Consider the following 12,008-nt stretch of genomic DNA (forward strand, 5'->3'; position numbering starts at 1 on the left):
GCCCGGGCGCGGGAGGGCCGATGTGGGCGGGCATACTGCCAAAGCCCGCATCGATCTTTCAACCGCCTGTCCACGGAGCGGCTCTGGGACCGGGTGCCCGAGTTGGTCGCCAACTCATCCGTGATGTTCACTCGTTCGAGTGGCCGGGTGGGCGATGTGCGGCTCTCTCCCCAACACGCTGCAAAGGTCTGAGGCGGTACGAGGGGGCAGGGGGCGTTTACTTGTTGACCGGCCGATACCTCGGCCACACGAGTAGACGAGCAAAAGCACACGTACAGGATTGCGAGCACCGGTGCAGAAGAAGCGGTCTCGGAAGAACGGCACCGCCGCCGAAGGCCCGGCCCCCACAGGACGCCGCGTCCGCGTGCGCAGCCGGCTGGTCGTCGGCGTCGCCGTCGCGGGACTCACCGTCCTCGCGGCCGGCACCCCCGCCGTCGTCACCGCCGCGAGGGAGCTGAACGACTCCCAGCGGCTGGTCACCCTCGCGGAGCAGACCGGCCAGATCCTCACCCTCACGCACGTCCTCGCCGACGAGCGCGACGCCGTCGTCGAGTACGCCGCCAAGGGCCGCCCCGCCGCCGCCAAGGGCGGCCTCCAGGAACGCACCCAGCGCACCGACCGGCAGATCGCCGAGGCCGCGGCCGTGGTCGACGAACCCCTCGCCCTTGCCCTCGCCCGCGTCGCGTCCGTCCGTACCGAAGCCGTCGACGGCAAGGGCACCGCCCTCGCCGCCCACCAGGCCTACACCGGCGTCATCACCGAACTCCTCGCCCCGGGCACCCGGCTCGCCGAGCTGACCCCGCCGCGCGCCGAGGCCGCCCTCGCCACCACCCGCCCGCTCGCACCCCTGGGCCAGGCCGTGGACCAGGCCTCGGCCACCCGCGGACTGCTGCTCGGCGCGCTGGCCGTCCCCCGCGGCGAACAGCCCCCGGGCTCGGCCACGGTCGACGAACTCACCGCCGCCGCCCAGCGCTCGCGCGTACGGGAACAGGCCGCCCTCGACGACTTCACACGGGTCGCCCGGCCCGACGTACGCCAGACCCTCACCGCCACCGTCACCGGCCCCGAGGTCAAGGCCGCCGACGACCACCTCAAGCGGCTCCTGGACCGGCCCACCCTGGCCACGCCCGACCGCAAGACCGACGGAGCCGCCGTCGGCGCCGCGCTCACCTCGCGCATCGACCGCATGCGCACCGTCGAGGCCACCCTCGCCGGCGAACGTGCCTCCGCCCTCGCCTCCCTGCGCGACGACGACGTGACCCGGCTGGAGATCCTCGTCGCCCTGCTCGGACTGCTGTTCCTCGTCGCCGTCGGCTTCGCCACCGCCGTCGCCCGCTCGCTGACCCGCCCGCTGTCGGTCCTGCGGCGCGGCGCGGAGCGGCTGGCGACGCCCGAGGGCTCGGTGGAACCGGTGCGGTTCACCGGCCGCAACGACGAGTTCGCCGAGGTCGTCCGGCACCTGAACGCCGTACGCGACCAGACGGTCTCCCTGCACACCCGGATCGCCGGGCTCGACGCCGACAGGCGCCGCATCATCGGCCGCAACGAGGCGCTCGCCTCCGGCCGCGAGGTGCTCGAGGAGGAGCTGACGAAGCTGCGCGCCGGGCTGGAGGAGCACCGCCGCATCATGTCGACGACCTCCGTCTCGCTCTCGCTGCGCACGCTGGGCCTGGTGGAACGCCAGCTCGCCGTCATCGAGGAGCTGGAGTCCAAGGAACAGGACCCGGACCGGCTCGCGACCCTCTTCAAGCTGGACCACCTGGCGACCGTGATGCGCCGCCACAACGAGAACCTGCTCGTCCTCGCCGGGCAGGAACACGGCCACGGGCAGGGCCTGCCGGTGGCGCTGGTCGACGTGATGCGGGCCGCCGTCAGCGAGATCGAGCGCTACGAGCGAGTCGACCTCACGGCGCTGCCCTCGTACACGCAGGTCGCCGGGCACGCCGCCGACGACATCTCGCACGTGCTGGCCGAACTGCTGGAGAACGCCACGACGTTCTCCCCGCCGGACGTCAAGGTGAAGGTCTCGGGCTGGACGCTCGACAACGGCGACGTGGTGCTCTCCGTCGTCGACCAGGGCATCGGTGTCACCGGGGACCGCCTGGAGGCGCTGAACGCCCGGCTGGCCACGCCCGAGGCCTACGACGAGGAACCCGAGGAGGAGCACGGCCTCGGCCTCGGCCTGTACGTGGCCGGGCGGCTCGCGGCACGGCACGGCGTCACCGCGGAGCTGCGCGGCGCACGCCACGGCGGGACCGAGGCCCTGGTGGTCGTCCCCGCGGCACTGCTGCCCGCCACCCCGCCGGCCTCACCCGTCCACACCCTGGCCACCCCGGGCGCACCCTCCCTGCACCTGCCGGGCGTGATAGCGGAGGCGAACGAGAACACCCTCCCGACCCGTCGCCGCGGTGCGCACGCCGCGCCCGAACAGCTGGGCGAAGAACTCACCGATGCCGCCGGGCCCGCCGTCCCGGCCGAGCCGGTCACGCCGGTCACCCTGGCCGAGGCCCTGGCGGCCCCGGCCGACGCCGGCCTCCCGTCTCCCGACGAGGTACCCACCGCGTCCCCGGCCGACCAGGCCTCCCCGGCCGAAGCCGCGTTCCCGGCGGACCAGGCCCCCGCGGCGGCCCCGGCCGAGGACGAGTTCCCGGCGGACCAGGTCTCCACGGCGTCCCCGGCCGAGGACGAGTTCCCGGCGGACCAGGTCTCCACGGCGTCCCCGGCCGAGGACGAGTTCCCGGCGGACCAGGCCCCCGCGGCGTCCCCGGCCGAGGACGAGTTCCCGGCGGACCAGGTGTTCACGGCCGAGCCCCCCGCAGGGGAGCAGCTCCTCGCCCGCATCGTCCACGACGCGGACCCGGCCGACTTCACGCTGCCGGACCCCGCCGAGGCCAACCCCGCCGAGCCCCCCGCAGGGGACCACGCACACGCTCCCGCCGAGGCCGACTGGCTCCCCCGCCAGGGCAGCCACCCTGCCGACCCTGCCGACCCCGCCGACCCCGCCGACGGCGGCGGCCCCGTCACCGACAAGGGCCTGCCGAAGCGCACCCCGCGCACCGTCGCCGCCCCGCGCAGGGAGGACGTACGGCCCGAGCCGCCGCGCCGGGTCGACGCCGAAGAACTGCGGCGCCGGCTCGGGGGCTTCTACCAGGGAGCCCAGGACGGCCGACGCGTCGTCGCCGCCGAACTCGCGCAGGACCTGCGGCAGGACCTCGAGCAGGACCGGGGGCAGGGACAGAGCAATACCGACCAGGGGGACAGCGCACAGGAGGCACGCACATGACCGCGCCCAGTACGTACGGACTGAGCACCCAGGCCCGCAACCTGCAGTGGCTGCTGACCGACCTGGTCGAGGAGGTGCCCGGCGTCAACTCCGTGGCCGTCGTCTCCTCGGACGGGCTGCTGCTCCTGTCCTCCGACCCCGCAGGGGGCGGCGCGGGCGAACCACAGGCGACGCCGAGGCCCAAGGGGCCACGTGGGGCGTCCGCCGACCTCGCCACCATCGTCTCCGGACTCGGCAGCCTCACCACCGGGGCGGCCGCCCTCATGGAGTTCGGCGCCGTCAAGCAGACCATGGTGGCGATGGAGAACGGCTCGGTCTTCGTCATGGCCATCAGCGACGGCTCACTGCTGGGCGTGCACGCCACGCCCGACTGCGACATGAGCGTCGTCGCCTACCACATGGCCCTGTTCGTCGGCCGCGCCGGACACGTCCTGACCCCCGAAGTCCGCAGTGAGCTGCGCCAGTCGATGGAGAACACCCCGTGAGGAGACCGGCCGCCGACCGACTCCCGATACGCGGAGCCGACCGCCGTCCCGCCCGCGTCCGCCCGTACTCCCTCACGGGCGGACGGACACGGTTCACCCAGGTCCTGCACGTCGAGACCTTCGTCGCCGCCCTGGACACCAAGGCGTCCGAGCCGCAGAAGCCCGACCGTATGCCCGAGATGCCCGCCATCATCGAGGTCTGCCGGCGCATGCGCACGATCGCCGAGATCGCCGCGCTCCTGAAACTGCCGCTCGGTGTGGTCCGCGTCCTCGTCAGCGACCTCGCCGACCAGGGCCGGATACGTGTGTACGGAACGGGTCACGGCTCCGGCCGGCCCGAACGCGCGCTGCTGGAAAGGGTGCTCGGTGGCCTTCGCCGTCTCTGACAGACCGGAGCTGGACGACGAACCTGTCCAGCCCTGGCAGTACGACCGCTCCCGCGCACCCGTCGCCGTCAAGGTGCTGGTCGCGGGTGGCTTCGGGGTCGGTAAGACCACCTTCGTCTCCTCCGTATCCGAGATCACCCCGCTGCGCACCGAGGCGGTGATGACCCAGGCCAGCGTCCCCACCGACGACCTGACCGGAACCCCGGACAAGCACACCACCACCGTCGCCATGGACTTCGGCCGCGTCACCCTCGACGACGACCTCGTCCTCTACGTGTACGGGACCCCGGGCCAGGAACGGTTCTGGTTCATGTGGGACGACCTGGTCCGCGGGGCCATCGGCGGGCTCGTCATGGCCGACACCCGCCGCCTGCGCGACTGCTTCCCCGCCCTCGACTACTTCGAGAGCTCCGGGCTGCCGTACGCCGTCGCCGTCAACCACTTCGAGGGCTCACAGTCGTACGAGCCGGAGGACGTGCGCGAGGCGCTCAGCGTCCCGCCGCACGTACCCGTGGTGATCATGGACGCGCGAGAGCGCCGGACGGTGATCGAATCCCTGCTGGCGCTGGTGGGCCACGCCCTCGACAGCACTCCCGAATAGAGGACTTGAGAGATGCGCAGGATACTTGTCGTCGGAGCCGGCCAGTCCGGTCTCCAGCTCGCCCTCGGACTCCAGGCGAAGGGCTACGAGGTCACCCTCATGTCCAACCGGACCGCGGACGAGATCCGCACCGGTCGGGTCATGTCCACCCAGTGCATGTTCGACACCGCGCTCCAGCACGAGCGCGACCTCCGGATCGACTTCTGGGAGCAGCAGGCCCCGAAGATCGAGGGCCTCGGCGTCTCGGTCGCCGCACCCGACGGCAGCCGCCCCATCGACTGGCTCGGCCGACTCAAGGGCTACGCGCAGTCCGTGGACCAGCGCGTGAAGATGTCCGGCTGGCTGGACGCCTTCACCCAGCGCGGCGGCCAGCTCGTCATCCACGGCGCGTCCGTCGCCGACCTCGACTACTTCTCCCGCACCTACGACCTGGTGCTGATCGCCGCCGGCAAGGGCGAGCTGGTGTCGATGTTCGGTCGGGACGCGGCGCGCTCCCCGTACGACGCCCCGCAGCGCGCGCTGGCCGTCTCGTACGTGCACGGCCTCGGCCCGCGCCCCGAGCACCCCGAGACGGAGGCGGTCCGCTGCAACCTGGTCCCGGGCGTCGGCGAGCTGTTCGTCATGCCGACCCTGACGACCTCGGGCCGCGCGGACATCCTCTTCTGGGAGGGCATCCCCGGCGGTCCGCTCGACGTCTTCGAGGGCGTCAAGGACCCGGCGGAGCACCTGGCGCTCACGCTGGGGCTGATGGAGAAGTACACGCCGTGGGAGTACGCGCGGGCGACGAAGGTGGAGCTGACGGACGCGGGCGGCACCCTCTCCGGCCGGTACGCGCCGGTCGTCCGCAACCCGATCGGGCGCCTCCCGGGCGGCGGGCTGGTCCTCGGGGTGGCCGACGTGGTCGTCGCCAACGACCCGATCACGGGGCAGGGTTCGAACTCCGCCTCCAAGTGCGCGGCCTCGTACCTCTCCTCGATCCTCATGCACGGGGACAACCCGTTCGACGAGGCATGGATGAAGGCGACCTTCGACAAGTACTGGTTCACCACGGGCAAGCCGGTCACCCAGTGGACGAACGCGATGCTGGGCGTTCCGCCGGAGCACGTGCTCAACCTGATCGGCGCGGCCGGGCAGCTCCAGCCGGTGGCGAATCGATTTGCCAACGGCTTCGACAACCCGGCCGACTTCGACGCGTACTTCTACGATCCCGAGGACGCGGCGGACTACCTGGCCGAGGTGGCCGCCTCCGCCTCCGTCTCCGTCTCCGACTCCGACTCCTCGGCCGTGGGAGCCTCCTCGGCGGAGTAGCCGGCGTCGTCCCCCGCCGCCGCCCCCGCCGCCTCGGGCAGCGGCGGCGGGGTGAACTCCGCCAGCGGCGTCCCGCCCGGGTCCGGCCGCACCGCCCCGAGCAGCGGGTTCGCGGCGATCGGCGACACCTTCACGACGGACCCCGGCCGCGGCGCCTGGATCACCTTGCCGTCGCCGACGTACAACCCCACATGCGTGGCCTTGGGGAAGTAGACCACCAGGTCCCCCGGCCGCAGCTGGTCCAGGGGCACCTTCGGGAGCTGCGCCCACTGCTCCTGACTGGTCCGGGGAATGCTCCGCCCTGCGTGCGCCCAGGCCTGAGAGGTGAGGCCCGAGCAGTCGAAGGACCCGGGCCCCTCCGCGCCCCAGACGTACGGCTTCCCGATCTGCGCCGCCGCGTACGTGAGGGCCGCGCCGCCGGCGGCCGTGGGGGTGCCCGTGCGCGTGGGCAGGGCCCCGGAGGTCACCAGCTCCCGCTGCGCCGCCGCGGTCTTCTCCGCCTCGCGCGCCCCCAGCCGGGTGAGCTGTTCCGGAGTCAGCGAGGCCAGCAGCCGCTCGACCTGCTTGAGCTGCGAGGCGACCTCGTCCTTGTGCACCTTCTGCCGCGCCGCCAGTGTCTGCCGGGTGTCCAGGGCCTTGCGGGCCCGCACCGCCAGCGCGTCGGCCTCCTTCTCGCCGCGCGCGAGACGGCTCAGCGCCGCGGCCCGGCGGGCGCCTTCGCGGGCGGCGAGCCGACGCTGCTCCAGGGCCGCCTGCGGGTTCCCGGCCAGCAGCATCCGGGCGTACGGGGACAGGCCCTGGCCACCCTGGTACTGCTCGCGGGCGAGCCGCCCGGCGAGGGCCCGCTCGGAGTCGAGGGCCGTACGGGCTCTGCCGAGCTCGGCGGCCCGCGACCGCTCCTCCCGCCGGCCCGCCTCCAGGGCGTCCTCCGTGGCCTTGTACGCCTCGGAGGCCTCCTCCGCCTTCTGGTAGAGCCCCTGCAGGCGGGTGAGCAGCGCGCCGACGTTCTCCCCTTCGGGCAGACCGGGCTCGGCGCCGGCGTTCTGGACCGGCCCGGCGACGAGGAGCGCTACGGCGATGCAGGCAGCGCGAAGCCCCCGATATGACATGGGATCACCTCCGAGACCGCCGATGCTGCCACGCCCGGTATGACAAATCGCCCAACGGAGTCGGCCGGTCGAAAGGCACCACCCGGTTGGCGGCGGGACCGCGGCACGGCGCGCCGACACCGGCCGGGGGCGGGAGGCGGGGGCGGGAGACAGGGGCGGGGGGCGTAACGCCACGGGGTAGGGGGCGCGGCGGGGGTAGGGGTGCGGCGGGGTCGGAGCACGGCGGAAGCGGGGCGGGGGTGGGGTGTGGGAGGCGCGGCGAGGGTGTGGGGACCGGCCCGAACCGGAGAGACGATGGGACTGACGGGAAACCCCCAGCACATCCCTGATCCCGCCCGGCCGAAGCCCGGCTGCCCGGCCGAAGCCCGGCTGCCCGGCCGAAGCCCGGCTGCCCGGCTGAAGCCCGGCCGCCCCGCCGCCCGCCGCCCCCGCCGCGTCCCCGAAGCCGTCCCGTGCCCCTCCCGCACTCCGGCCCCGCCGAGACCTTGGCCGCGCCACGCGGGGTGACCTGTCCGCACTGTGACGGTCCCCGGGCCGGAAGTGTGGGTTCCATCATGGTCGGCGAGCAGCCCGCCTGATGGACTCGGCCGATGGCGCTCCTCCTCCTGCTGCTCATTCCGGCCGGGCTGCTCACGGCCCCGGCGCTCCTCGGCCGCGGCCTTGCCGCCCTCATCCGCTCCGGGCGGCGCGGTTGGCTCACGGCCCTCGCCTGTCTGCTGGGCGCCTGCGCCCTCGGTTTCTACACGTGGGGGCTGCTCCACATCGCCGGCGCGGTCCTGGACGCGGAGGACGGCGGAGCCGGATCGTCGCCGCTGCCGCCCTGTCGGGCGGCGCCGGCGGAGCGCGTGGGGCAGGTCGTCGACTACAGGGTGAGCTACGTGCCGCTCGGCTTCGTCTGTGAGACCACGGGCGGCGGGGACTACGACTCCGGCTCCGTCCCGGGATACGTCAATCCGACCGTCCTGGGCCTCGGGCTGGCCGGTGCCGCCGCCGCGGTCGCAGCCGCGGGGCGGCGCGCCGCCGTCAGCGGTTCAGCAGCCGGGCCTTCGCCGTCGTGAACTCCTGAGGCGTCAGCAGGCCCTCGCGGGCCAGGTCGGCGAGTTGGCGCAGTTCCGCGGCCAGGCCGGCGGGAGCCGACGGACCCGGCTCCGGTCGGGTGTGCCAGTACACCGCGTCGATCGGCTCCGGTTCCGGCTCGTAGTCGGCCTCGGGCTCCGGCTCGTCCATCGGCTCCGGTTCCGGCTCCTCCAGGAGATCCGGCTCCGCCGCCCGCACCGCCCGGGCGAGCAGGCCCCCGCGCGGGGGCTCCTCCGGGCGCACCGCGCCCGCCGTCTCCTGCGCCACGCCCGAGGCCCGTGCCAGCAGCCCCCGCAGCAGGGGGGAGCCCGCCGGGCGGTTCGCGGCGTGGACCGTCACTCCCATCGGGCGGATGAACATCAGGCCACCCCTGCCCGCGGGTCCGCCGGGACCCGGTCCGGTGGGATGCGGACCGAGCCCACGATCCGCCCGCCCGCCGCCCGTACGGCGATCGCCGCGTCCTCGGCCCATACGTGCTCGACGACCAGCAGCAGCGCGCAGCTGCCGCGTTCCAGCAGGTCCGCCGCCTCGTGCACGTCCTCCGGCCCGATCAGCCGGGCTGCGTCCCGCCCCGTCAGCAGGCCGTGCAGTTCCACGAACTCGTCGAACTCGGCCGCGAGGACCTCACCCGACGCCGTCTTCGTGGCGACGAGCCCGTCGATCAGCCGGACCACCCCCGTCTTGCGCAGCCCCATCACGGCCTCGACGGCCGGCACGCGCAGCTGCTCCTCCGGGAAGGCGAGGACGATGAATTCCACAGGCCCCATGCGCCTCGGCTCCTCACTTTCGACAGTTTCGACCGTTTATGACGACTCTTCGGCACACTATGACATAAGCGGACATACCATCCGTCGGCTTGCTACGTTTCGGGGTATGACCGCTCTGACGGCGAAGGTGGCGGAGCCCTCCCCGCCCCCGCCACCCCAAGCCGGCGCGCCCAAACGCAGGGGAGTCGAGCTGGCGCTCCTGACCGGCGCCGTCCTGATCTCCCTGCTCGGTCATCTCCACGTCGGCCTGGTGACCACAGGCCGCATCCCCGACCCCGCCGACCGGTACGCCGTCGGCCTCGCCGCAGCCGCGCTGCTCGCACACCTCGCCGTCCGACTCCGGGCCCCCTACGCCGACCCCCTCGTGCTCCCCATCGCCGTCCTGCTCAACGGCCTCGGCCTGGTCCTCATCCAGCGCCTCGACGCGACCGCCCCCGGCCACCCCACCGCCGACGACCAGCTCCTGTGGTCCGCCCTCGGCGTGGTGCTCTTCGTCCTCGTCGTCGCGCTGCTCCGCGACCACCGGGTGCTCCAGCGCTACGCGTACCTCTCCGTCGCCACCGCCCTGGTGCTGATGCTGGTGCCCGTCTTCTTTCCCGCGGTCAACGGCGCGCACATCTGGATCCGCTTCGCCGGGCTTTCCTTCCAGCCGGGAGAGTTCGCCAAGATCCTGCTCGCCGTGTTCTTCGCCGCCTACCTCGCCGCGAACCGCACGGCCCTCGCCCTGACCGGTCGGCACCTCTTCTGGAAGCTGCGCCTCCTGCCCGGCCGCGTGCTCGGCCCGATCCTTGCGATCTGGCTGCTCAGCGTCGGCCTGCTTGTGCTGGAACGCGACCTCGGCACCTCGCTGCTGTTCTTCGGCCTCTTCGTCATCATGCTGTTCACAGCCACCGGGCGGATCGGCTGGATCGCCATCGGACTGCTGCTCGCCGCCCTCGGCGCGTACGCCGTAGGGACCTTGGAACCACACGTGAACAGCCGCGTGGACGACTGGCTGAATCCTTTCGCCTCCATCGAGCGCGGCGAGGGCCCCGGCCAGCTCGCCCAGTCCCTCTTCGCCTTCGGCGCCGGCGGGCTCCTCGGATCCGGCCTCGGCCACGGCCAGTCCTTCCTCATCGGGTTCGCCGCCAAGTCGGACTTCATCCTCGCCACCGCCGGCGAGGAACTCGGGCTCGTCGGCCTCACCGCGATCCTGCTCCTCTACGCGCTCCTCGTCGCCCGCGGCTTCCGCGCCGGCCTCGCCCTGCGCGACCCCTTCGGCCGGCTGCTCGCCACCGGCCTCGCCTCGATCGTCGCGCTCCAGGTGTTCGTCATCGCGGGCGGCGTCACAGGGCTTATCCCGCTCACCGGCATGGCCATGCCCTTCCTGGCCCAGGGCGGCTCCTCCGTCGTCACCAACTGGATCATCGTCGCCCTGCTGGTCCGGCTCAGCGACAGCGCGCGCAGACCCCGTCCCGCGCAGGAGGCGGCCGAGTGATCCGCTACATCCGCTGGTGCGCGTACTTCTGCGCGCTGCTGCTCCTCGCCCTGCTGGTCAACATCGCCCGTGTGCAGGTCTGGGAGTCCGCGGCGTACGGGGCGAACCCGGCCAACAAGCGGGCCGCCATCGAGCGTTACGCCGAGCCCCGTGGGGACATCCTCGTCGACGGACGGCCCGTCACGGGCTCCCGCGACAGCGGCCAGCTGCTGCGCTACGAGCGGACCTACGCGAACGGCCCGCTCTACGCGCCCGTCACCGGCTTCTCCTCCCAGACGTACGGGACCAGCTTCGTGGAGCGCGCCGAGGACGCCATCCTGTCGGGCACGGACCCGGGGCTGTCGGCGTTCCCGCTCTGGTACGACCTGGCCCGCGGCCGCCCGGCCGGCGGCAACGTCGGCACCACCGTCCGCGCCGCCATGCAGCGGGCCGCGTACGCCGGGCTCGGCGGCAAACGCGGCGCGGTCGCCGCCCTCGAACCGGCCACCGGGAAGATCCTCGCGCTGGTGAGCAGCCCCTCGTACGACCCTTCCGTACTCTCGGGGACGGGTACGAGGGCAAAGGCGGCCTGGACGGCGCTGAACGAGGACCCCGCCAGGCCGATGCTCAACCGGGCGCTGCGCGAGACGTACCCGCCCGGCTCCACCTTCAAGATCGTGACGGCTGCGGCGGCCCTCGACGCGGGCGTGGTCACCGACGTGGACGCGCCGACCCGGACCCCGGACCCCTACCCGCTGCCCGGCACCAGCACCCTGCTGCCGAACGCGGCCACGGGCTGCGAGGACGCCTCCATGGCCGAGGCCGTGCAGTGGTCGTGCAACACGGTGATGGCGAAGATCGGGGTGCGGATCGGGCTGCGCGGGATGGTGGACGCGGCGCGCCGGTTCGGCTTCAACACAGAGGGTCTGCGGGTTCCCTCGTGGGTTTCCCGGTCCAACTTCGACACCGACATGAGCCTGGACCAGCTGGCCCTCTCCTCGATCGGGCAGTTCAACACCACGGCGACACCGCTCCAGATGGCGATGGTCGCCGCGGCCGTCGCGAACGGCGGCGAGCTCGCCGCCCCGTACCTGGTGGAGCGGACCACCCAGGACGACGGTTCCCCGGTCCGGCGCAGCGACCGGCGCAGCCTCGGGCGGGCGATGAACCCGGCCACCGCGCTGCGCATGCAGGAGCTGATGGTGAAGGTGGTGGAGAACGGCACCGGAAAGAACGCGGCGATCCCGGGTGCGGTGGTCGGCGGGAAGACCGGCACCGCCCAGCACGGCGTCGGCAACGCGGGGACCCCGTACGCGTGGTTCATCTCCTGGGCGCGCACCGAGGGCGCTGCCCAGCCGGCGGTGGCGGTGGCGGTGGTGGTGGAGGACGCGTCGGCGAACCGGGGCGACATCAGCGGCAACGGCGCCGCGGCCCCGATCGCGCGGGCGGTGATGGAGGCCGCGCTGGCCGCGCGCCGGACGGGGCCGCAGGCTCCGTAGACCGCGTGTGGGGGACCGCAGGCAGGCGGCCGGGCGG

Annotated in this window: 11 protein-coding genes; 8 read left to right on the top strand and 3 right to left on the bottom strand. The window is 73.4% G+C overall.

The window, feature by feature from the left end; genetic code table 11:
- Positions 1-292 precede the first annotated feature (292 nt).
- Genes ACZ6JS_RS01715 through ACZ6JS_RS01735 form a run of 5 tightly spaced genes read left to right on the top strand, consistent with a single transcriptional unit; the run spans position 293 to position 6,063 of the window.
- Positions 293-3,283, top strand: coding sequence for a sensor histidine kinase (locus ACZ6JS_RS01715; protein ID WP_469295098.1), 2,991 nt, complete (start codon positions 293-295; stop codon positions 3,281-3,283).
- Positions 3,280-3,768 carry a roadblock/LC7 domain-containing protein gene (locus ACZ6JS_RS01720; RefSeq protein ID WP_469295100.1) on the top strand — a complete coding sequence of 163 codons (489 nt, stop codon included), beginning with the start codon at positions 3,280-3,282 and terminating at the stop codon, positions 3,766-3,768. Before ACZ6JS_RS01715 ends, ACZ6JS_RS01720 begins: the two co-directional genes overlap by 4 nt.
- A complete protein-coding gene (locus ACZ6JS_RS01725; RefSeq protein ID WP_469295101.1) occupies positions 3,765-4,154 on the top strand; it encodes a DUF742 domain-containing protein in 390 nt (129 codons plus the stop codon). The genes ACZ6JS_RS01720 and ACZ6JS_RS01725 overlap by 4 nt, the downstream gene beginning before the upstream one ends.
- Entirely contained in the window at positions 4,135-4,755 is a 621-nt protein-coding gene (locus tag ACZ6JS_RS01730; protein WP_469295102.1) for a GTP-binding protein, read from the top strand. The genes ACZ6JS_RS01725 and ACZ6JS_RS01730 overlap by 20 nt, the downstream gene beginning before the upstream one ends.
- A 12-nt stretch (positions 4,756-4,767) precedes the next feature.
- Positions 4,768-6,063, top strand: coding sequence for a styrene monooxygenase/indole monooxygenase family protein (locus ACZ6JS_RS01735; RefSeq protein ID WP_469295104.1), 1,296 nt, complete (start codon positions 4,768-4,770; stop codon positions 6,061-6,063).
- On the opposite strand, the gene ACZ6JS_RS01740 is transcribed toward ACZ6JS_RS01735, so the two are convergent.
- The gene (locus tag ACZ6JS_RS01740) at positions 5,979-7,172 is read right to left on the bottom strand and encodes a C40 family peptidase (protein ID WP_469295106.1); all 1,194 of its coding nucleotides are present in this window, start codon (positions 7,170-7,172) and stop codon (positions 5,979-5,981) included. The two genes, ACZ6JS_RS01735 and ACZ6JS_RS01740, sit on opposite strands and share 85 nt — an antisense overlap.
- A gap of 590 nt (positions 7,173-7,762) precedes the next feature.
- On the opposite strand from ACZ6JS_RS01740, the gene ACZ6JS_RS01745 reads away from it, so the two are divergent.
- On the top strand, positions 7,763-8,230 hold the full coding sequence (locus ACZ6JS_RS01745; RefSeq protein WP_469295107.1) for a hypothetical protein: 468 nt from the start codon (positions 7,763-7,765) through the stop codon (positions 8,228-8,230).
- Here ACZ6JS_RS01745 and ACZ6JS_RS01750 read toward each other — a convergent pair.
- Positions 8,196-8,609, bottom strand: a complete 414-nt coding sequence (locus ACZ6JS_RS01750) for an SHOCT domain-containing protein (RefSeq protein ID WP_469295109.1) — start codon at positions 8,607-8,609, stop codon at positions 8,196-8,198. The two genes, ACZ6JS_RS01745 and ACZ6JS_RS01750, sit on opposite strands and share 35 nt — an antisense overlap.
- A complete protein-coding gene (locus ACZ6JS_RS01755; RefSeq protein ID WP_037631829.1) occupies positions 8,609-9,016 on the bottom strand; it encodes a DUF6325 family protein in 408 nt (135 codons plus the stop codon). Before ACZ6JS_RS01755 ends, ACZ6JS_RS01750 begins: the two co-directional genes overlap by 1 nt.
- 106 nt (positions 9,017-9,122) lie before the next feature.
- Between ACZ6JS_RS01755 and ACZ6JS_RS01760 the strand changes: the two genes are divergently transcribed.
- Positions 9,123-10,493, top strand: a complete 1,371-nt coding sequence (locus tag ACZ6JS_RS01760; RefSeq protein WP_469295111.1) for an FtsW/RodA/SpoVE family cell cycle protein — start codon at positions 9,123-9,125, stop codon at positions 10,491-10,493.
- A complete protein-coding gene (locus ACZ6JS_RS01765; RefSeq protein ID WP_469295112.1) occupies positions 10,490-11,971 on the top strand; it encodes a penicillin-binding transpeptidase domain-containing protein in 1,482 nt (493 codons plus the stop codon). Before ACZ6JS_RS01760 ends, ACZ6JS_RS01765 begins: the two co-directional genes overlap by 4 nt.
- Positions 11,972-12,008 lie beyond the last annotated feature (37 nt).

The sequence above is a fragment of the Streptomyces sp. NPDC046349 genome, assembly GCF_055587885.1.